Origin of the sequence: Mesosutterella faecium, from assembly GCF_022809315.2 — a bacterium.
Lineage (GTDB): Bacteria > Pseudomonadota > Gammaproteobacteria > Burkholderiales > Burkholderiaceae_F > Mesosutterella > Mesosutterella faecium.
Genome location: NZ_JAKZJU020000001.1, coordinates 203,494 through 223,793, shown reverse-complemented (window position 1 = coordinate 223,793; position 20,300 = coordinate 203,494). Strand labels below are relative to the sequence as shown.

General features: G+C 59.1%; 14 protein-coding genes, 2 tRNA genes and 3 rRNA genes. 15 read left to right on the top strand and 4 right to left on the bottom strand.

Annotated features, from left to right (window positions below):
• The first annotated feature begins 55 nt into the window (after positions 1–55).
• From MUN46_RS01030 to MUN46_RS01015, 4 genes are all read left to right on the top strand, one after another.
• Positions 56–2,497 carry a DNA translocase FtsK gene (locus MUN46_RS01030; RefSeq protein WP_243375752.1) on the top strand — a complete coding sequence of 814 codons (2,442 nt, stop codon included), beginning with the start codon at positions 56–58 and terminating at the stop codon, positions 2,495–2,497.
• Positions 2,498–2,553: 56 nt separating this feature from the next.
• Entirely contained in the window at positions 2,554–3,282 is a 729-nt protein-coding gene (locus MUN46_RS01025) for a hypothetical protein (protein WP_243375751.1), read from the top strand.
• Positions 3,279–3,902, top strand: coding sequence for an outer membrane lipoprotein periplasmic chaperone LolA (gene lolA, locus MUN46_RS01020; RefSeq protein WP_243375750.1), 624 nt, complete (start codon positions 3,279–3,281; stop codon positions 3,900–3,902). Before MUN46_RS01025 ends, lolA begins: the two co-directional genes overlap by 4 nt.
• A gap of 257 nt (positions 3,903–4,159) precedes the next feature.
• A complete protein-coding gene (locus MUN46_RS01015) occupies positions 4,160–5,092 on the top strand; it encodes a metallophosphoesterase family protein (RefSeq protein ID WP_285230529.1) in 933 nt (310 codons plus the stop codon).
• Here the strand turns inward: MUN46_RS01015 and MUN46_RS01010 are convergent.
• Positions 5,062–5,193, bottom strand: a complete 132-nt coding sequence (locus MUN46_RS01010) for a hypothetical protein (RefSeq protein ID WP_285230528.1) — start codon at positions 5,191–5,193, stop codon at positions 5,062–5,064. The two genes, MUN46_RS01015 and MUN46_RS01010, sit on opposite strands and share 31 nt — an antisense overlap.
• 150 nt (positions 5,194–5,343) lie before the next feature.
• Here MUN46_RS01010 and MUN46_RS01005 point away from each other — a divergent pair, with 150 nt between their 5' ends.
• Positions 5,344–7,155, top strand: coding sequence for an IS1634 family transposase (locus MUN46_RS01005; RefSeq protein ID WP_285230527.1), 1,812 nt, complete (start codon positions 5,344–5,346; stop codon positions 7,153–7,155).
• 104 nt (positions 7,156–7,259) lie between these two features.
• A complete protein-coding gene (locus MUN46_RS01000) occupies positions 7,260–7,580 on the top strand; it encodes a hypothetical protein (protein WP_285230526.1) in 321 nt (106 codons plus the stop codon).
• Here the strand turns inward: MUN46_RS01000 and moeA are convergent.
• Positions 7,550–8,791, bottom strand: a complete 1,242-nt coding sequence (gene moeA / locus MUN46_RS00995; protein WP_285230525.1) for a molybdopterin molybdotransferase MoeA — start codon at positions 8,789–8,791, stop codon at positions 7,550–7,552. The genes MUN46_RS01000 and moeA overlap by 31 nt on opposite strands.
• 392 nt (positions 8,792–9,183) lie before the next feature.
• Between moeA and MUN46_RS00990 the strand changes: the two genes are divergently transcribed.
• From MUN46_RS00990 to rrf, 6 genes are all read left to right on the top strand, one after another.
• Positions 9,184–10,716, top strand: a 16S ribosomal RNA gene (locus MUN46_RS00990).
• Positions 10,717–10,795: 79 nt separating this feature from the next.
• Positions 10,796–10,872, top strand: a tRNA-Ile gene (locus MUN46_RS00985).
• 9 nt (positions 10,873–10,881) lie between these two features.
• Positions 10,882–10,957, top strand: a tRNA-Ala gene (locus MUN46_RS00980).
• Positions 10,958–11,262: 305 nt separating this feature from the next.
• Positions 11,263–14,148, top strand: a 23S ribosomal RNA gene (locus tag MUN46_RS00975).
• A gap of 6 nt (positions 14,149–14,154) precedes the next feature.
• Positions 14,155–14,313: a hypothetical protein gene (locus MUN46_RS00970; protein WP_285230524.1), complete on the top strand. Its 159-nt coding sequence runs from the start codon at positions 14,155–14,157 to the stop codon at positions 14,311–14,313.
• Positions 14,309–14,423, top strand: a 5S ribosomal RNA gene (rrf, locus tag MUN46_RS00965). The genes MUN46_RS00970 and rrf overlap by 5 nt, the downstream gene beginning before the upstream one ends.
• Together the 16S, 23S and 5S rRNA genes with 2 tRNA genes alongside form the textbook arrangement of a ribosomal RNA operon.
• 188 nt (positions 14,424–14,611) lie before the next feature.
• Here rrf and MUN46_RS00960 read toward each other — a convergent pair.
• Positions 14,612–16,381: an IS1634 family transposase gene (locus MUN46_RS00960; protein ID WP_285230523.1), complete on the bottom strand. Its 1,770-nt coding sequence runs from the start codon at positions 16,379–16,381 to the stop codon at positions 14,612–14,614.
• 407 nt (positions 16,382–16,788) lie between these two features.
• Here MUN46_RS00960 and MUN46_RS00955 point away from each other — a divergent pair, with 407 nt between their 5' ends.
• Positions 16,789–17,772, top strand: coding sequence for a bile acid:sodium symporter family protein (locus tag MUN46_RS00955; RefSeq protein WP_243377185.1), 984 nt, complete (start codon positions 16,789–16,791; stop codon positions 17,770–17,772).
• A gap of 89 nt (positions 17,773–17,861) precedes the next feature.
• Here MUN46_RS00955 and MUN46_RS00950 read toward each other — a convergent pair whose 3' ends face one another.
• On the bottom strand, positions 17,862–18,494 hold the full coding sequence (locus MUN46_RS00950) for a LexA family protein (protein WP_243377184.1): 633 nt from the start codon (positions 18,492–18,494) through the stop codon (positions 17,862–17,864).
• A gap of 134 nt (positions 18,495–18,628) precedes the next feature.
• On the opposite strand from MUN46_RS00950, the gene scpB reads away from it, so the two are divergent.
• Together scpB and MUN46_RS00940 are read left to right on the top strand one after the other, a co-directional pair.
• A complete protein-coding gene (gene scpB, locus MUN46_RS00945) occupies positions 18,629–19,234 on the top strand; it encodes an SMC-Scp complex subunit ScpB (protein ID WP_243377183.1) in 606 nt (201 codons plus the stop codon).
• Between the two features lie 51 nt (positions 19,235–19,285).
• Entirely contained in the window at positions 19,286–20,254 is a 969-nt protein-coding gene (locus tag MUN46_RS00940) for a pseudouridine synthase (protein WP_243377182.1), read from the top strand.
• Positions 20,255–20,300: the final 46 nt, after the last annotated feature.

The window sequence follows — 20,300 nt, the reverse complement described above, 5'->3', positions numbered from 1 at the left end:
CCCATGAGAGGCCGGCTGGTCCGGGACCGGCAGGCAGCTTTCCTATAATTCACGCATGACTTTATTTTCAACCAAGAAAGCGAGCCCCCGCGCTCATCGGGCCGCCGTAGGAAAGCCCTACCTGCCGAACTACAGGCAGCAGGAAGAAGCCGTTCCGCACAGGAGCTTTGCCGGGCTCGGCCGCTTTTTATACAGGGCGGCAGGCGTCTGCCTCTGGCTGGGGTGCTTTTCGGCCCTCGTGCTGCTGGGCATTGCGCTGGCCAGCTTCAGCGCAGCCGATCCGGGCTTTTCCATCAGCATGAGCGTTGCTCATACCCATAACCTGCTGGGGCGCCCCGGCGCCTGGATTTCCAACGCCCTCATGTATCTGTTCGGGGGGTCGTCCTGGTGGATCGTCATCGCCGGCGTTTTTGCGCTCTTTTCCCGGCTTCTCGAAACCCGGCGGTCGGCTGAAGCACGGGCCGGAGAGGGGCTGCTGTCGGTTTTCGTGAGCCTGGCCGGCTTCGTGTGCCTGATGCTCGGCTCCTCCTGCCTGGAGCGCTTCCTCGAGCTGGACTTCTTCGGGCTGCTGCCCGCCGGTCCCGGGGGGCTGCTCGGGCATTACTTCTGCAAGGCTCCGGTTCAGATTCTCACCCTTTACCCCGCCCTCGCCCTGTTCGTGGCGATGGTCGTGGTAGGGGTTTCAATTGTCTTCCGCTTCTCCTGGCTTGATCTGTGCGAGCGCATCGGAACAATCGTTGACCGCATTCTTCACTGGGGCAGCACCCGCAGGGAAGAGGCTGAGGACCGCCGCATCGGCGAGCAGATCCGGCAGGAAAAGCAGGCCTCGGAACTGCCCGCGCAGCATGAGGTGAGCATTGAAAAAACGGCCCAGCCTGCGGCCCTCGCGCCCGCTGCCTCTGCGCAGCCCCTGCCGGAGGAAGGACGCTCCGGGCCGGAGGCGCCCGCTGCGGAGGCGCAGGCGCCGGCCGAAGGCGCGCAGGACGAGGACTCCGTCCGGGAGCCTGATCTGCCGGGGCTCGCGGACGCGTCCTCTCCGAACCTGCCCCTGTCGCTGCTTGTGCCGCCCGATCCGGTTGTCGACGATGTCGACGAGGATTCGCTTGGCCTCACCTGCCGGCTGATCGAGTCGAAGCTGAAGAGCTTCGGCATCGACGCCCAGGTCGTTTCCGCCCGCCCCGGTCCCGTGATCACCCAGTTCGAGCTTCAGCCCGGGGAGGGCGTGAAGGGCTCAAGGATCGCCGATGTCTGCGACGACCTCGGCCGGGCCCTCGGCGTGGGCAGCCTGCGGCTTGTCATGAACCTGCCCGGCACGACCTGCATGGGGCTGGAAATGCCGAGCGCCAAGCGGCAGACGGTCCGTATTTCCGAGATCATCGGCTCGGATGAATTTCGGAATTCCACCTCGAAGCTGACGCTTGCTCTGGGCAAGGACATCGCCGGACGGCCCTATGTGGTGGACCTCGCCAAGATGCCGCATCTTCTGGTGGCGGGGACCACGGGCTCGGGCAAATCCGTCGGCATCAACGCGATGATCCTCTCAATCCTTTACAAGAGCACGCCCGAGGATGTCCGCTTTGTGATGATCGACCCCAAGATGGTGGAGTTCTCGCCCTATGAAGGCATTCCCAATCTGCTCTGCCAGGTGGTCACCGACATGAGCAAGGCGGTGAACGCCCTGCAGTGGCTCACCCGGGAGATGAACCGCCGCTACGCCGTCATGAGGCGGGTGGGGGTGAAGAGGTTCGAGGCCTTTAACGAAAAGGTGAAGGCCGCCCAGCTGCGCGGACAGCCCATTGCCGATCCTTTCAGCACTTCGCCTGACGAGCCCTCCTACCTGTCTCCCTGGCCCTACATCGTCGTGGTCGTGGACGAACTGGCCGACCTGATCCTGGCCGGCGCGCGCAGGGAGGTGGAGATGCTGATCACCAGCCTCGCGCAAAAGGCCAGGGCGGCGGGCATCCATCTGATCCTTGCCACCCAGAGGCCGAGCACTGACGTGGTGACTCCTCTCATTAAGGCGAATATCCCGGCCCACATCGCATTCCAGGTGGTGACGCGCTATGACTCGCAGGTCATTCTGGGCGAGCCCGGCGCGGAGAATCTGATCGGCAACGGCGACATGCTCTTCCGGGTTCCCGGCATGAGCTCCACCGTGAGGATCCAGGGCTGCTACGTCTCCGACGAGGATGTCGAGAATGTGGTGGCGGAGCTCAAAAAGCGCGGAGAGCCCGATTACATCAACGAAGTGATGGACAAGCCCGAGGAGCCAGCCGGCAGCGGCAAGGCTGGCGGCGAGGCCGACGCCCTCTACGACAAGGCGGTGGAGATCGTTCTCTCCACCAACCGGCCGACGATTTCTTCCCTTCAGCGCCATCTGTCCATTGGGTACAATCGTGCGGCAAATCTGATCGAGGCGATGGAGGAGGCAGGCATTGTGTCCGCCCCGGACGGGTCGGGCAAGCGCACGATCCTGGTTCCGGTCAACAAGGACTAGGCGGCGCCTGCGCCTGCAGGGCCGCCCCGCGCAGCCTTATTTGAGGATCGTATTTCATGGACGAGACGTCACAGATTAATTTGAGCGGCTTCAGCCGGAGAATGCCCGTCGGCTGGTGCGCGAACGGAGCCCCTTATCCCCTGGACCTGGGCAAGAGCCACGGGGTCATCGTCGGCGGGGGCACTGCCGCGGCGAGAAAGCAGACCGTCCAGGCCATGCTCGCCGCGTTTCTGCTCGAAGAGGGAACGGCCGCCGTCTGGTGCGGCGCAGACAGGCCGGAAGCCGAAGGCGTGGAATTTGCCGAGGAAGAAAAGGCGCTGGAGCGCCTGAAGGATTTCTGCAGCGAGCAGATCAGGCGCTACGGGCAGATGAAGGCGGCCGGGTCGAACAATCTTCCCCATTACAACGCCTTCGCTGCCGAAAGAAAGCTCGCTCCGATGCCGTTTCAGCTTTTTATCCTGGAAAACTATCAGGACTGCCTGACGAGGTTCGGCAGGCCCTTTACGGATCAGCTCTGCTTTGCCGCGAGGTACGGCCGGGCCTGCGGCATGCTGCCCGTCGTCTGCACGTCCAGCGCAGAGCCCGAAAGGCTGCCCTCCCTCCTTAAGGCGGAAATCTCCGACCGCATCTGCCTGGGCGTGCCCTCGCGGCGGGAGTCGCTGTCGCTGCTGGGCGCGCTCGGCGGGGAGAGCCTGAAAAAGGGCGATCTCCTCTACCGGCATGTGGCGGACAAGTCTGAGGCTGTCCGGCTGTCTGTGCAGCCTCTGAAAGGGGAAAACGCATGAGTTTCGCTAAATGGTGCCTTGCCGCGGCTGCGGCGGCCGCCTTTTCAGCCGCGCCGTCCTGGGCCTCCGGCATTGAGCAGCTTTCTGAGTTCCTTAAAAGCACTCAGTCGGCCTCGGGCAGCTTCGTGCAGGAAAATTCCGGCCGAAACGGTTCGGCGAAAAAAAACTTTTCGGGAACTTTTGTTTTCAAGCGCCCTGGAAAATTTGTGTGGTCCTACGACAAGCCCTATAAGCAGGACATTTACTCCAACGGACGCCAGGTCTCCGTATGGGACCCGGACCTCAGGCAGGTGACGGTGCGCTCGGTTGTGGGGGCGATGCCCGCGAGTCCGGCCGCCATTTTGTTCGGGAACAATGACTTCAGGCGGGATTTTACGGTGAAGGAGCTGGCCGCTGAAGACGGCGCCGAGTGGATCGAGGCCGTTCCCAAAAACAAGGATTCGTCCTTCAGGGATTTCAGAATCGGGTTCCGGGCAGCGATGCCTGTCGCGATGGTGATGCACGACAGCTTCGGCCAGACGCTCAGCCTGAAGTTTTCCGGCTGGAAGAAGAATCCCGCCGTCGCCCCGGCGCGCTTTGAGTTCAAGCCTCCCCGCGGGACTGAGATCCTGAAAGAATGACGCCTGCTCTTAAGGTGAGTGCGTTCCCCGTATAATCAACTTATCGTAAGCAATTAAGGCTGAATGTCGCCGGAGGCGTCCTTCAGCCGAAGCGGGGTTCCTTTGATGGATTTTCTAATGCGCGCGATGCGCATTGCCAGCCTGGGGGAGGGCCGCCCACGGGGCGGCGCCTTCTCGTCCGTGCCTTTTTTCTTTTCCGGCAGTCCGGCGCCGCGCCCTGCGGCCGGGCCGGTGCTTCCGGGTCGCGGAGGCCGGTCATGAGCTCTCATGGTCACCGGCGCCACGATGCGGGCCGCCGCGGCCCCCTCAAGAGGAAGGCGCAGCTCCCTGAGATTTTTTTCTGCGGCGATCCCCACGGCGAGTTTGATCAGATCAACACCGCCGCGCGGGAATACAAGCCCGATGCGATGATCATTCTGGGGGATCTCCAGCCGCCCGACGAGCTCGACCGGGTGCTGGAGGAGGCGCTTGCCTTCACCGACGTCTGGTGGATTCCCGGCAACCACGACTCCGATACGGACGCCTATTACGACCGCCTCTGGAAGGGGCCTCTGGCCAGCCATAACCTTCACGGACGCGTCGGCAATGTGGCCGGGCTGAGGGTGGCCGGCCTGGGAGGCGTATTCCGCGGACAGATCTGGATGCCCGACGGCGAGCCGAACTACAGCTCCGTCGGCAGCTTTCTGCGGCGCATCGGCCGCAACAACACCTGGCGCGGAGGGCTGCCCAGGCGGCACCGCACCACCATTTTCCCTTCGGTTTACGAAAACCTGTCGCGCCAGCATGCCGACATACTGGTCACGCATGAAGCCCCCTCGTGCCACAGGAAGGGTTTTGCCGCCATTGACCGGCTGGCCCAGGACCTGCACGTGCGCTGGCTTTTCCACGGCCACCAGCATGAAAGCATCGCCTATGGGAAATGCGGCGGCATATGGACCAGAGCGGTGGGCCTGCGCGGCATCGTGAATTTAAGGGGCGAGGAAGTCGTCGAGTCGCAGCTTGATCCCAAGGACGCGGCTGCGATGGCCGCCCGCGGAGAGCTGGTTCTCGGCAGCTCCGGGGGAGACGCCACGCTCGTCGTGATCGATGAGAAGTGCTGCTCCGCCAAGGCCCAGACGCTTAAGGGAAAGATAGTGGCTCAGCCCTGGCGGACTTCCGATCAGCTGTCAAGCAGGCCGAAGAAGGGCTGAACCAGAACCTGCTCGCCGGGTTCGACCGCGCCTCTGTCCTTGTCGAGCCAGACGATGCAGTTCCCCCTGCACATGGAGGTGAGCATGGCCGAGGACTGCATGCCCGTGCTCCCGTCTTTTTCAGCTAAAAATTGAGTAAAGCCCCGTCGGCATTGGGTCGGCGGGGCAAAAATTTTACACTCTACGTAGTTACAATGTAGTCCATTGGTGGTATAATGCTGGTATCCAGAGTCAGTTACCGGGAGCTCTCCATGTCCAAACACGTTGCCATCGTCACGACCCAGGGGCGCAAGTACGTCCGCGTTGTCGAGAGCTACCGCAATGCGGACGGCAAGCCCCGGTCGCGGCTCTTGGAGAATCACGGCAACCTCGACGTCCTTGAGCAAGAAGATCCCGACTATCTCAAGAACCTGCGTGCCCGCGTGGCAGCCGAGAACGAGGCGGTCAGGAAGGCCAGGCTGGAGGAGCTAGACAACTCGGCCCAGACAAGAATCCGCAAGCTCGAGCAGTCCCAAAAAGGCGCTGACTATTCGTGCGCCGCAAGGCTGAAGCTCGGCGCTGCCGTCATTCGGCAGGTATGGAAGGACGATCTGAATCTGCCGCAGGTGTTCCGCTATCTGCAGAGCAAGCGCAAAATCGAGTATTCGTACGACAAGGCAGCGTTCCTGCTGTGCTCGCAAAGGATCGTCAGTCCGGGCAGCAAGAAAAAAGCCTTCGAGGAGCGCGGCTCAAGCATCGTGCCGTTCGACGGCATCGCAGACAACAATGTCGTGTACCGGGTGCTCGACCGGCTTGCGGAGGACAAGGAAGCGATTGTCAAACACCTTAACCGCGAGATCAGCAGCAGGCTGAACCGCACGGTCTCAGCCGCCTTTTATGACGTGACGACATATGCCTTTGAGAGCCGGAAAGAAGGCGAGCTGCGCCAGTTCGGGCTGAGCAAGGACCACAAGGTCAACGAGGTCCAGGTAGTTCTCGGACTCGTGATGGATGCGTTCGGCATCCCCATTGATTACGAGCTTTTCCCCGGCAGCACCTCAGAGTTCGGCACGATGCTCCCCATGATCAGGCGGATCAAAACGGCTTATGACCTGCAGACGCTCATTGTCGTTGCCGACAGGGGGCTCAATTCAAACGAGAACCTGCTCGGGCTCAAGGACATCGGCTGCGACTTTGTCCTCGCGCAGAAGGTTAAGAACAGCACGAAGGAGCTGCGCAAACAGATCCTTGACGACGGAAATTGGGATGAGACCGTCATGGACGGCGACGAGATTGTCTGCCGCTACAAGACAATGGATCTGTCAAAGACGGTTTTCGTAACCAAAATCAGCAAAACCACAGGGCGCAAGTATCAGTCGTCGAAGAAAGTGGATTCTCTGGATGTCCGCTGGATCGTCTCGCATTCGCAGTCCCGGGCCAACAAGGACAATAGCGACATCGACCGTGCCGTTGAGAAGGCGAAAAAAGCCCTGCGCAGCAGGGGATCGCTGACCTCCAGCCGCGGATACAGGTCTTTGATCAAGGTGCCGAAAGGCGAAGGCGAGCCGTCACTGGATATGAAGAAAATCGAAGAGGCGAGGCGGTGGGCCGGCTATTACGCCGTCTGCACGAATCTGAAGACGAAGTCCTCTCAGGACATCATGAAGATTTACCGCAATCTCTGGCGCATCGAGGATTGCTTCTGGGTAAGCAAGACCACGCTCGAAGCCCGCCCCTGCTTTGTCTGGACAGACAGTCATGTCAGAGGACATTTTGCGAGTTGCTTCATCAGCCTCGTGATCGAAAAGTACATGCAGCATGTCCTCAAACAGAAGATCAGGGACATCACCTGTGACGAAATCAACGCGGCGCTGCGCGGTGCCGAAGTTGCCCTCGATGACGGCAATCCCCAAATGCCCCTGTACCTGAGGCTTTATCCAAAGGAGGGCCGCTTTGACTCGATCCTCAGGGCATTCAGCCTGGAGCCGCCCTGCCACTATGAGACGGCACAGTCACTATGCAAGAAGCTGCGGCTCAAAGACATTGCCCGACCGAAAAGTTGTACTACCAGAGATGAAAAATAATTAATGAATAAGCCCTTGCAATACAAGGGTTTATTCATTTTTAAGCTGATAAACTCGGGAGGAAGGGTTTTGCCGCCATTGACCGGCTGGCCCAGGACCTGCACGTGCGCTGGCTTTTCCACGGCCACCAGCATGAAAGCATCGCCTATGGGAAATGCGGCGGCATATGGACCAGAGCGGTGGGCCTGCGCGGCATCGTGAATTTAAGGGGCGAGGAAGTCGTCGAGTCGCAGCTTGATCCCAAGGACGCGGCTGCGATGGCCGCCCGCGGAGAGCTGGTTCTCGGCAGCTCCGGGGGAGACGCCACGCTCGTCGTGATCGATGAGAAGTGCTGCTCCGCCAAGGCCCAGACGCTTAAGGGAAAGATAGTGGCTCAGCCCTGGCGGACTTCCGATCAGCTGTCAAGCAGGCCGAAGAAGGGCTGAACCAGAACCTGCTCGCCGGGTTCGACCGCGCCTCTGTCCTTGTCGAGCCAGACGATGCAGTTCCCCCTGCACATGGAGGTGAGCATGGCCGAGGACTGCATGCCCGTGCTTTTCACCACAGCGCGGCCTTTTTCATCAATCCGGAAGATCCCGCGCTGCATTTCGTAGCGCCCCGGGCGCTTCTTGAAGCGGCCCTCCGCGGTCGCCGTGAGGCAGGGCGGGTCCACGTCGCCCAGCTCGCCGCCTGTTTTCCTTATGGCTCCCCGGGCGAATTCAAGGAAGGTCACGGCTGCGGCCACCGGGTTGCCGGGCAGGCAGAACAGGAGCTTGCCCGCCACGACGCCGACGGCCATGGGGCGGCCGGGACGCATGGGGACTTCCCAGTTGAAAATCTCTCCCTTCTGCGCGGCGACAAAACGGGTGAAGTCCGCTGCGCCGACGGAAACGCCGCCGCTGGTGAGAATGACATCGGCTTCAAGTGCTTCCTCGAGCGCCTGCAGCAGCTCCTTCGGATCATCCCTGACGATTTTCCTCATGGCGATCTCTGCGCCGGCCCGCTGCGCAAGCGCCGCGATGGAGAAGGAGTTTGCATCGTAAATGCGCCCTTTCCCAAGCGGCTGCCCGGGATCGGTGAGCTCGTCGCCGGTTGAGAGGATGGCGACCCGGGGGCGGCTGTAAACGCGGACCGTCCGCAGACCCAGCGTGGCCGTCAGGCCGATCCAGGCCGGCGTGAGCCGGGTGCCGGCCGGAATCGCCGGGCAGCCCCGGCGGAGCTCCTCTCCGCGCAGGCGCACGTTCCCGCCACGGCCGACGCCCGCCGCAAAGGAAACGAGGCTGCCTTCGACGCTGGCCAGCTCCTGCTGGATCACGGTGTCGCAGCAGTCGGGAACTTCAGCGCCCGTCATGATCCGGATGCACTCGCCCGGCTCAATCCGGCCGGTGAAGGGGTGCCCCGCGAAAGACTCGCCGGCGAGCCTGAGCGTGCCGCTGCCGTCGGCGGCGAGATCCGAAAACTTCATGGCGTAGCCGTCCATGGCGGAGTTGTTCGCCTCGGGCACATTGACGGGACTCACGATGTCTTCGCTCAGAACCCTTGAGAGGGCTTTTTCAATGGGGAGCTCTTCCGTCTCGCGCACGGGACGGACAAAAGACTGGATGGAGGAACGCGCCTCCTGGTAGGAGACGGGCCTGCGGTTGAAAGTGGGATTCATCTTTGAATAGCTGCCTGTGGTTCATTGGGCTGTGGGAATCTATTGTATAGAGGCCTGCTGTTTGAAGGCCATTGCGTCCTGAAACGGACGGTGAAGCGGGCGGAATGAAAACTTGTTTAAAAAATATTTGACATTTCGAAATTGATGATGCATAATAATGATCTGCGCCGCTTAAAGCGCAGTGATCTTTAAAAACTGAACAACGAACCGATAAGCGTGGGCATCTGGTTTTTGAGAGCCTCAGGGATTCCTTCGGGAGTTCCGCTCAAAAGAAATCAGGTGCTCGAAGAAACGAATGGAAGATAGGAAGCTTCGAAAGAAGCTTTCGCATCACCAGTCGATGATTTTGAGCGCGACGCCCTGGAAACAGGGCAGCAGTAACAGCAGTGATTGAACTCAAGAGTTTGATCCTGGCTCAGATTGAACGCTGGCGGCATGCCTTACACATGCAAGTCGAACGGCAGCGGGGGAGCTTGCTCCTGCCGGCGAGTGGCGAACGGGTGAGTAATGTATCGGAACGTGTCCTGTTGTGGGGGATAACTGGTCGAAAGATCAGCTAATACCGCATAAGACCCGAGGGTGAAAGTGGGGGACCGCAAGGCCTCACGCGACAGGAGCGGCTGATATCTGATTAGCTGGTTGGTGGGGTAAAAGCTTACCAAGGCGACGATCAGTAGCTGGTCTGAGAGGACGACCAGCCACATTGGGACTGAGACACGGCCCAGACTCCTACGGGAGGCAGCAGTGGGGAATTTTGGACAATGGGGGCAACCCTGATCCAGCAATGCCGCGTGCGGGATGAAGGTCTTCGGATTGTAAACCGCTTTTGTCAGGGACGAAAAGGGACCGGTGAACAACCGGTTTTGATGACGGTACCTGAAGAATAAGCACCGGCTAACTACGTGCCAGCAGCCGCGGTAATACGCAGGGTGCAAGCGTTAATCGGAATTACTGGGCGTAAAGGGTGCGCAGGCGGCTGTGCAAGACAGATGTGAAATCCCCGGGCTTAACCTGGGAACTGCATTTGTGACTGCACGGCTGGAGTCTGTCAGAGGAGGGTGGAATTCCGCGTGTAGCAGTGAAATGCGTAGATATGCGGAAGAACACCGATGGCGAAGGCAGCCCTCTGGGACATGACTGACGCTCATGCACGAAAGCGTGGGGAGCAAACAGGATTAGATACCCTGGTAGTCCACGCCCTAAACGATGTCAGCTGATTGTTCGGAAAGCAATTTCTGGGTAACCAAGCCAACGCGTGAAGCTGACCGCCTGGGAAGTACGGTCGCAAGATTAAAACTCAAAGGAATTGACGGGGACCCGCACAAGCGGTGGATGATGTGGATTAATCCGACGCAACGCGTAAAACCTTACCTAGCCTTGACATGTCAGGAACCCGGATGAAAGTCCGGGGTGCCCGCAAGGGAGCCTGAACACAGGTGCTGCATGGCTGTCGTCAGCTCGTGTCGTGAGATGTTGGGTCAAGTCCCGCAACGAGCGCAACCCTTGTCATCAGTTGCTACGCAAGAGCACTCTGATGAGACCGCCGGTGACAAACCGGAGGAGGATGGGGATGACGTCAAGTCGTCATGGCCCTTACGGCTAGGGCCTCACACGTCATACAATGGTCGGAACAGAGGGCAGCTAAGCCAGGAGGCGGAGCAAATCCCAGAAAACCGATCGTAGTCCGGACTGCAGTCTGCAACTCGACTGCACGAAGTCGGAATCGCTAGTAATCGCGGATCAGCATGCCGCGGTGAATACGTTCCCGGGTCTTGTACACACCGCCCGTCACACCATGGGAGTGGGGTTCGCCAGAAGGCGTTTGTCCAACCGCAAGGAGGACGACGACCACGGTGGGTTCCATGACTGGGGTGAAGTCGTAACAAGGTAGCAGTACCGGAAGGTGCGGCTGGATCACCTCCTTTTAAGAGAGCAAGGCTTTCAGGAGTCAGAGCCCACGCTTATCGTTCGTTGTACAAAAACAGAACGCGAGAAGGACAGGCCGGGTCTGTAGCTCAGCTGGTTAGAGCATCGTCTTGATAAGGCGAGGGTCGATGGTTCGAATCCATCCAGACCCACCAAGGGCCGCCGGGGGCATAGCTCAGTTGGGAGAGCGCCTGGTTTGCAACCAGGAGGTCAACGGTTCGATCCCGTTTGTCTCCACCAGTTTTCCCCATCGGAAGGCAATGACCGCGGGATGATGTCTGAAAGGACGCTGCTGAAAAGAAGCGTTTTTTCAAACAAGATCCCTGCGAAGGGGTTCTGTTCAGTTCTTTAACAATTAGGAAGGAATGAGAAGTTTCAAACAGCTGGAGATTGATGAGGTTTCCAGCGGCAGTTTGGAACATGGGTTGTGATTGCATTCACGAATTGCAAGTTTCTCCAAGTAGAAACCGAAGCAGATTCAAGAGAACAGCGACACGTTACAGGTCACTTGAAGCCCGTGCCGGCAAAAGGCGGCAGGGTTATAGGATCAAGCGACTAAGTGCATGTGGTGGATGCCTTGGCGATCACAGGCGATGAAGGACGCGGCAGTCTGCGAAAAGCTCAGGGGAGCTGACAACGAGCATTGATCCTGAGATGTCCGAATGAGGGAACTCCAGGCTTTAGCCTGATCCGGGGGTGAATACATAGCCCTCGGAGGCGAACGAGGCGAACTGAAACATCTCAGTAGCTTCAGGAAAAGAAATCAACCGAGATTGTGCCAGTAGCGGCGAGCGAAAGCGCAGCAGCCTGAATTCGATATTGAAGACGACACCGGAAGGACCTGGAAAGGTCCGCCGCAGAGGGTGACAGCCCCGTACGGGAACCGTCGACAAGGTACTAAGGATTCGAAAAGTAGGCCGGGGCACGTGAAACCCTGGCTGAAGACGGGGGGACCATCCTCCAAGGCTAAATACTAGTGATCGACCGATAGCGAACAAGTACTGTGAAGGAAAGGCGAAAAGAACCCCGGGAGGGGAGTGAAACAGATTCTGAAACCGCATGCATACAAACAGTAGGAGCTCCGCAAGGAGTGACTGCGTACCTTTTGCATAATGGGTCAGCGACTTATGTTGTGTGGCAAGCTTAACCGGATAGGGAAGGCGCAGCGAAAGCGAGTCCGAACAGGGCGAATGAGTCGCACGGCATAGACCCGAAACCAGATGAGCTAACCATGGCCAGGCTGAAGGTGTGGTAACACACACTGGAGGGCCGAACCTACTGGTGTTGCAAAACCAGAGGATGAGCTGTGGTTAGGGGTGAAAGGCTTAACAAATCTGGAGATAGCTGGTTCTCCCCGAAAACTATTGAGGTAGTGCCTCGTGCACGAGCTCGCGGGGGTAGAGCACTGTTATAGCTAGGGGGACATGGCGTCTTACCAAACTATGGCAAACTCCGAATACCGCGAAGCTTCGCACGGGAGACAGAGCACCGGGTGCTAACGTCCGGACTCAAAAGGGAATCAACCCAGACCGCCAGCTAAGGTCCCTAATACCGGCTAAGTGGAAAACGAAGTGGAAAGGCTAAAACAGTCAGGAAGTTGGCTTAGAAGCAGCCATCCTTCAAAGAAAGCGTAATAGCTCACTGATCGAGTCCTTCCGCGCGGAAGATGTAACGGGGCTAAGCCGATAACCGAAGCTGCGGATTTCGCGCGTTAAGCGCGGAGTGGTAGGGGAGCGTTCTGTAAGCCCGCGAAGGTGGTCCGCAAGGACTGCTGGAGGTATCAGAAGTGCGAATGCTGACATGAGTAACGATAAAGCGGGTGAAAAGCCCGCTCGCCGCAAACCCAAGGTTTCCTGCTCTACGTTCATCGGAGCAGGGTGAGTCGGTCCCTAAGGCCAGGCTGAGAAGCGTAGCTGATGGGAATCAGGTCAATATTCCTGAACCGGCGTTGAATGCGATGGGGTGACGGAGCAGCCAGAGTGGACCGGGTGTTGGATGTCCCGGCTTTCGAGCGATGGATGGCAGCAGGCAAATCCGCTGTCGAATATCCAGGACGAAGAATCGGGCCTTCTTTATGAAGGCGAAGCCACTTGAAGCGCTTCCAGGAAAACCCTCTAAGCTTCAGTTCAACGCCGACCGTACCGTAAACCGACACAGGTGGGTGAGCTGAATATGCTCAGGCGCTTGAGAGAACTCGGGAGAAGGAACTCGGCAAATTGACACCGTAACTTCGGAATAAGGTGTGCCCTGGTAGCTTGAAGGGAGAGAAACCCTGAGGGCGAAGGGGCCTCAGAGAATCGGTGGCTGCAACTGTTTACTAAAAACACAGCGCTCTGCAAAGATGAAAGTCGACGTATAGGGCGTGATGCCTGCCCGGTGCTGGAAGATTAATTGATGAGGTGCAAGCCTCTGATCGAAGTCCCAGTAAACGGCGGCCGTAACTATAACGGTCCTAAGGTAGCGAAATTCCTTGTCGGGCAAGTTCCGACCTGCACGAATGGCATAATGATGGCCACACTGTCTCCTCCCGAGACTCAGTGAAATTGAAATGTTTGTGATGATGCAATCTCCCCGCGGCTAGACGGAAAGACCCCATGAACCTTAACTGCAGCTTTGCATTGGACTTTGAACCGATCTGTGTAGGATAGGCGGGAGGCTGTGAAAAGCGGATGCTAGTCCGCTTGGAGCCGACGTTGAAATACCGCCCTGATTTGTTTGAGGTTCTAACCTAAGCCAGTGAACCTGGCCGGGGACCGTGCATGGTGGGCAGTTTGACTGGGGCGGTCTCCTCCTAAAGGGTAACGGAGGAGTGCGAAGGTACGCTAAGCACGGTCGGAAATCGTGCGGATACTGCAATGGGAGAAGCGTGCCTGACTGCGAGACCTACAAGTCGAGCAGATGCGAAAGCAGGTCATAGTGATCCGGTGGCACTGAATGGAAGGGCCATCGCTCAACGGATAAAAGGTACTCTGGGGATAACAGGCTGATACCGCCCAAGAGTTCATATCGACGGCGGTGTTTGGCACCTCGATGTCGGCTCATCTCATCCTGGGGCTGTAGCCGGTCCCAAGGGTATGGCTGTTCGCCATTTAAAGAGGTACGTGAGCTGGGTTTAAAACGTCGTGAGACAGTTTGGTCCCTATCTACCGCGGGCGCTGGAAGATTGACAGGGGCTGCTCCTAGTACGAGAGGACCGGAGTGGACGCACCTCTGGTGTACCGGTTGTGACGCCAGTCGCATTGCCGGGTAGCTACGTGCGGAAGAGATAACCGCTGAAAGCATCTAAGCGGGAAACTTGCCTGAAGATGAGTCTTCCCTGAGGCTTGACCTCACTGAAGGGTCGTTCTAGACCAGGACGTTGATAGGCTGGGTGTGGAAGCGCCGCGAGGCGTGGAGCTAACCAGTACTAATTGCCCGTGCGGCTTGATCCTATAACCGTGCTGCTTGAAGAGAAAGAAGCTGCAGAGGTTTTGAAAAGGGAAAAGCAAGGCGTGAAAAAAAGCGATCGCGCCCTTGAAAGTCTCATTCCTTCCGAAAGCCATTCGGTTCGTGCCTCGGAAAAATTTCCGCAGACAGGAGCCAAAGCCTTTGCCTGACGGCCACAGCAGGGCGGCCCCACTCCTTCCCATTCCGAACAGGACAGTGAAACGCCTTCGCGCCGATGATAGTCAGTTGTATTTCTGGTGAAAGTAGGTCACCGTCAGGCTCCTCCATCAAGCCCCTCCGGACATCCGCCCGGAGGGGCTTTTCCTTTCCCGGGGCCTCGCAGGGGGCGGCTCCTGCCTTGCTCGCAACGCTGCGGCCTTCGCCTGGCACTCCGGAAAGTGGACTAACAACAAACAACAGGCTGCGGCTTCTTTGGCCCCTTTCTTCCGACCTGAACTCCCGGGGTTTCTAGTCTTTAAGAACCCTGGGAGGAACGGGCAGACCAAGCATCGTGAACAAATCACGATGCTTTTTTGCTAACTGCTGGCTGACCCATTTGTTGTGAGTCTTCAACTTCGTGGCCTGGACGTTCCTGAGTTTGGCCAGTGCGAGGGTCAGGGAATTGCCCGGGAGCTTCAGATCAGAATTGCTTTGAGTCTGAGCCCTCGCACTGAAGGACATCCTGGTCCTGAGGGTCTGCGCGAGGATGTAAATGAACAGCCGGCCGATGTAGGTGCTGTCCGTCGAGCGGATCCTGTCGCCGTGGATTTCGTTTTTAAACTGGTCAAAGGACTGCTCGACCACATTCCTTTCCCGATAAATTTCCAAAGCGGCGAAAGGATCCGCAATCTCATTGGTGCGGATGACAAAGCAGCCGTAATAGCGCGTTTCCTTTTCGATTGCTTCGTAGTCAGGCTTCCATACCGGACGTCCTGAGTCATCCTTTGTGCAGGTCAGAAAATTTTTAACGTCCTGCCAGGCCTGGCTGTCGACAGAACGCCCTTCATTCTTCTTTTTCAAGGCTTTCTCGATGGCCTTGAGCAGGTCAAAAGATTCCTTTGCTGCCCGGATGTTGTTTCTGTAGAGATGGAGGGCAACCTTGACGTCCTGGCGGTTGGAGCGCCATTCGGCGTCAGGCGCGGTGACGGCGGCAACCTCCAGCAGGCCTGACTGGCAGGCAGGTTTTTCAAAATCCTTCCTGTGTTTGTCGAACTTTCGTTTGACCGAGTCCTCGACGACCCGCACGCCCTGGACGAACCGCAGGTTCATCTCCAGGGATTTCTGGGTGTTCATGATGCTGCTGTAGCCGCGGTCCGTGACAAGGAGCATCTTGTCCAGTTCAATGCCTTCGTCCCGCATCTGGAAAAGGATTTCACGGAAAGAGGCCGCGTCATTGATGGACCCCTCGTAAATGTGGGCGAAGACTGCCTCTCCGGTGACGTAGTCGCAGACGAAGGCGAGGTTGACCTGTCTGAGTTCCGGGTTCTGTTTGGCATGACCGTAGGCGGCGTCTCTGATCGTCTCGGAGTAGGTGGAGATGCTCGTGCTGTCCAGCGCCAGCATTTGCGGCGGGACATAGCTGCCGGGCTTGAGCGAGGCTTTGATCAGGGCGCTGCGCTGCCGGGCTTCCTCGGCAGAGCGTTTGAAGCGGAGCTTGAAATAGGCCTTGAGCTTGTCGCGGTCCACCTGTTCCAGAACTTCGGAAATTCTCTGGCTGGACAAAGGCCGGGCCCCCGGCAGATAAACCCCTGAGAGCCAGTCGCTGTAGAGCATCATGGCCTGGCCGGCGTCAAACTGGAAGATGGCCAGATCCATGAGCTTTTCAGCAAGATCCGCGCCAAACACGGACTTCAGGTCATCCCTGATGCCGTGGAGAATGCAGTATTCCCGGGCCGCCCAGGTGCAGCCCATGGAAACGGTCTCGTTCTGCTCCCAGCCTTCATCGGAAGCCGGTTCCTGCGGCTCCGCTTCTCCGACGTCCTGTGCGCTGACCAGTGAGTTTCCAGCCCAGTACCAGTCCCTGCCGGCGTATTCCGGATGAAGGGCAAGAAAGGCTTTTCCCACACGGACCTGGCGGGTCTGCGGATCCAGCCTGCCGACATGATGCCGCTCCGCAATGCGCGACTGATGCTTCTTTGGATCCCACTTGTTGCGGTAGGTGTAGACATAGGTCCTTCCCTGTTTGTCCGTGTAAGTGGAAAAGTTCATTTTGCCGGAGGCGTTTTCAGAAGAATCCATGGCGATAGCATGTTTTTATTAATTATAGACTATGTTACCATAAAATAAATATCCCGGCAAATTCAAATCATTGAATTTCCGGGACATTTGAAGTTAATTTGGCCTAAGTTTGTCCTGCGTCAACCCCTTCTGGAGCTAGGATAGCGGGAGTTTCCGTTCCGATTTCCGCCTGCCCTGTCTCAGCAGGGGCGCGGCACTGCCCCAGGCCTTTCTCCCGGGTGGGAATTAGGTCTTTTTCCTTATTTCTTTTGTCTTAAAGACTATTTCCTTCTTATTGCTCATGTGAAAGGTAGCCAATTTAGGGCATCACGCCTGCATTTTGAAATCAAATCTCTAAAATATATACAATTAGTTTTTAAAAAAATTTTCTTTCTACTCGCATTCGGGTGTTTTTTAGGAAGAGTGTCATGCAGACGCTTGCTCGTATCAGTCTGTTTTTTAATAAGACCTTCGCGCTCTGGGTTGTGCTCGTCGGCGCGCTGGCCTATTTTTTCCCCTCAACTTTCAAGCCCCTTGGCGGCTATATCGCGTACCTGCTCGGCATCGTGATGTTCGGCATGGGCCTTACCCTCACGACCTCTGATTTCCGCGAAGTGGTCAGGCAGCCCCGCGATGTTCTGATCGGCATTGTCTCCCAGTTCGTCGTGATGCCGGTCATCGCCTATGTCCTCTGCGTCGTCATGCACCTTCCGCCTGAAATCGCCGTCGGCGTGATTCTGGTTGGCTGCTGCCCTGGCGGCACGTCTTCGAACGTGATGACCTTCCTCGCCCGCGGCGACCTTCCGCTGTCCGTCACCATTACCGCCTGCACCACGCTGCTCGCTCCGGTGGTCACGCCGTTCCTCATCTGGCTGTTTGCCAAGCAGTGGATCCAGATCGACCCGTACGCGATGTTCCTTTCGATCGTCAAGATCGTGCTCATCCCGATCGCCCTCGGCGTTCTGCTGCACTCTCTCTTCGGTGAGAAAGTTGAGAACGTGGCCGCGGTGATGCCCCTCGTCTCAGTGACCGCCATCGCCCTCATTGTGGCTGCGGTCGTGGCCGCCACCGCGAACAAGCTGCTCGCCGTCGGACCGCTCGTCTTCCTCGTCGTGGTTCTGCACAACGGCTTCGGCTATCTGTTCGGCTACATTGTGGCAAAGCTCACGGGAATGTCGCTTGCCAAGCGCAAGTGCCTGTCCATCGAAGTGGGCATGCAGAACTCGGGTCTGGGCGTCGCGCTTGCCACCACGCACTTCGCTGCAATGCCGATGGCTGCCGTTCCGTCCGCCGTGTTCTCCTTCTGGCACAACATTTCCGGCCCGATCGTCGCGACCCTGTACCACTCCTGGCATGAGGCTGGAGAGAAGGAAACCTTCATCGACAAGATTGAAAAGAAGACCAGCCGCTGATCCTGCGGGACTGCTGGCCTGAACGAAAGAGCCGGACCTCATGGTCCGGCTCTTGTCATTTGGGGCTGCGATTCGGGCGGCCTGCGGTCTCAGCTCAGGTTTCTTCTGATCAGTCCCACAGCCTCCCCGATCAGATGCCGGCGCGCGGTCTCCGGACATTCCAGTTCATCGAGCCCGGGAGCATCTGCCTCAAAGAGCATCCGGCCGCCGTCTTTTCTGACGCGCCGCAGCATTGCCTTCCCGCCGAAGCGCACCAGCGCGATCCTGCCCTCCGGCGGCCACTGCGTCGTGCGGCGGATGGCGACCCAGTCGCCCTGCCGGATTCCAGACCTTTTCATGGATTCGTCCGGAGCGCTGTAAAGCCCGTCGGCGCGGGGAGAGAAAACATCCGGGGAGATTTTCACCCAGGCCGTTGCCCCTGCCTCTCCGGAGGCCGTTCCAAAGAGATCGACCGGAAGCGCCGCGTCGGAAGCGCGGAATCGCAGCGCGGGCTCCAGCAGCAGAATGCCTCTCGCTTTTCCGGGCACCAGCCTGATCAGCCCCTTGCGGGCGAGCGCGCGCAGATGCTGCTCCGCCGCGTTGGACGACGAAAAGCCGAATCTGCCCGCGATTTCCGCCCGGGTGGGGGCGGAGCCGTTTTCCGAGACGTAGTCGCGGATGAATTTCAAAATGCCGAACTGTTTCGGCGTAAGCCTGCGCGGCCGGCCGGCGCTTTCCGCCATAGTCGAGTTCCCTCAGGGGCGGCCTGACCCCGCGGCTGTGCCTGAGCCGCCGGAGGCCGCATGTTAAACTTCATTCCGTTGATTGGAGGTATTGTAGGTGCAATCCGGACTTGACCTCGGGGTAAATTCAGCCGATGAGCATTAACGATCCCGTCCTCGTCATCGAGGGGGCGCTTCTTACCGCCGGCCGCCCTCTGAAGGTGAATGACCTGGTTCGGCTTTTTGCACGGGCCTGGCCGCGAAAGCAGATTCTGCAGTGGCTCTCGGAGCTTCAGAGCAAATGGGAGGGCTCGGCCGTGAGGCTGGAGGAAACCGCGGGCGGCTGGCGCTTCGTCGGAAGCCGCGATCTGCAGCCTTACCTTGACCGGCTTTCCGAAGAAAAGCCGCCGCGCTACTCCCGCAGCTTCATGGAGACGCTGGCCATCATCGCGTACCGCCAGCCGGTGACCCGCGGCGATATCGAGGACATACGCGGCGTGAGCGTGAACAGCAACGTCATGAAGCAGCTCCAGGACCGGGGCTGGATCGAGTGCGTAGGGCATCGCGAAACCCCCGGCCGCCCGGCTCTCTGGGCCACGACCCGGCGCTTCCTGCAGGATTTTTCGCTGAAGTCGCTCTCGGGGCTGCCGTCGCTTGAGGCGCAGGACAGCCCGCAGCCGCCGGAGGGCTCCGCCCAGCGCGGGACGCCCGGACAGCAGGGGGAGTTCTCGGATATTATCGGGCGGCAGCCGGAGCGCTAGCGGCTTTTCTTCCGGTGAGAAGCCGCGCTCATCGACAATGAGGTACCAGCCATGGACAATGAGGTAAAGGAAGAGCTAGACAACCTGAAGGCAAAATGCCGCGAGGGCTCCGAGAAGCTGCAGAAAGTCCTCGCTGACGCCGGCCTCGGCTCGCGCCGCAGCATGGAGGCGGTCATCGCCGGGGGCCGCGTCAGGGTGAACGGGAAAATGGCCCGCCTCGGGCAGCGCGTGATGCCCGGCGACTGCATCGAGCTTGACGGGAAGCCGGTCGAGCGGCCGGCCCTCAAGGACCGGGTTCCGAGGGTTCTGCTCTACAACAAGCCCATGGGTGAAATCGTCTCCATGAAGGACCCTCAGGGCCGGCGCTCCGTCTTCGAGAGCCTTCCTGCTGCCGGGGAGGGAAGGTGGATCTCGGTGGGCCGGCTTGACTTCAACACCGAGGGGCTTCTGATTTTCACGACAAGCGGCGAGCTCGCCAACCTCCTCATGCACCCGAGGTACGCCATTGAAAGGGAGTATCTCGCGAGGGTTTCGGGGGCGCTTTCCGACGAGCAGGGGCAGCGGCTCGTCGACGGGGTGCAGCTGGAGGACGGCCCGGCGCACTTCTCGCACATCTCGGACCAGGGAGGCACAGGCGTCAACCACTGGTATCTTGTGAGGCTGTCCGAGGGACGCAACCGGGAGGTGCGGCGAATGTTCGAGGCGGTGGGCTTCACGGTGAGCCGCCTGATCCGGGTTCGGTTCGGGGAGGTCGACCTGCCCCGCGGCCTGCACCGCGGACAGTACGCCGAAATGAATCCCGAGTGGATCCAGAAATGGATCCTGAGCCTGCGCTCGCGCGAGGCGAAAGCGCCCGAACGGGGAGAATTTACCCGCGGGCATGCCGCCGGGCGCAGCAAAACGGCGCGCAACGGCGCCGCCGCGAAGCGCCGGCCGCCTTCTGCGCATCCGGCTGCGGGGGCTTCCCGCGGCCGCCCGGGCGGACACGGCGGGCGGATGGGCGGCGGCAGCCGCCCCTGAAGTTTCCTGCCCGTCTGCGGATTTATTCCAATGATTGAAAATAAAT

What these genes read in the sequence shown, in the direction of transcription:
- moeA (WP_285230525.1), bottom strand. Translation starts at nt 8,791, where the DNA reads ATGAATCCCACTTTCAACCGCAGGCCCGTCTCCTACCAGGAGGCGCGT.
- MUN46_RS01015 (WP_285230529.1), top strand. Translation starts at nt 4,160, where the DNA reads ATGAGCTCTCATGGTCACCGGCGCCACGATGCGGGCCGCCGCGGCCCC.
- MUN46_RS01030 (WP_243375752.1), top strand. Translation starts at nt 56, where the DNA reads ATGACTTTATTTTCAACCAAGAAAGCGAGCCCCCGCGCTCATCGGGCC.
- MUN46_RS00960 (WP_285230523.1), bottom strand. Translation starts at nt 16,381, where the DNA reads ATGGATTCTTCTGAAAACGCCTCCGGCAAAATGAACTTTTCCACTTAC.
- MUN46_RS00940 (WP_243377182.1), top strand. Translation starts at nt 19,286, where the DNA reads ATGGACAATGAGGTAAAGGAAGAGCTAGACAACCTGAAGGCAAAATGC.
- scpB (WP_243377183.1), top strand. Translation starts at nt 18,629, where the DNA reads ATGAGCATTAACGATCCCGTCCTCGTCATCGAGGGGGCGCTTCTTACC.
- MUN46_RS00955 (WP_243377185.1), top strand. Translation starts at nt 16,789, where the DNA reads ATGCAGACGCTTGCTCGTATCAGTCTGTTTTTTAATAAGACCTTCGCG.
- MUN46_RS01005 (WP_285230527.1), top strand. Translation starts at nt 5,344, where the DNA reads ATGTCCAAACACGTTGCCATCGTCACGACCCAGGGGCGCAAGTACGTC.
- lolA (WP_243375750.1), top strand. Translation starts at nt 3,279, where the DNA reads ATGAGTTTCGCTAAATGGTGCCTTGCCGCGGCTGCGGCGGCCGCCTTT.
- MUN46_RS01010 (WP_285230528.1), bottom strand. Translation starts at nt 5,193, where the DNA reads ATGCAGTCCTCGGCCATGCTCACCTCCATGTGCAGGGGGAACTGCATC.
- MUN46_RS00950 (WP_243377184.1), bottom strand. Translation starts at nt 18,494, where the DNA reads ATGGCGGAAAGCGCCGGCCGGCCGCGCAGGCTTACGCCGAAACAGTTC.
- MUN46_RS01025 (WP_243375751.1), top strand. Translation starts at nt 2,554, where the DNA reads ATGGACGAGACGTCACAGATTAATTTGAGCGGCTTCAGCCGGAGAATG.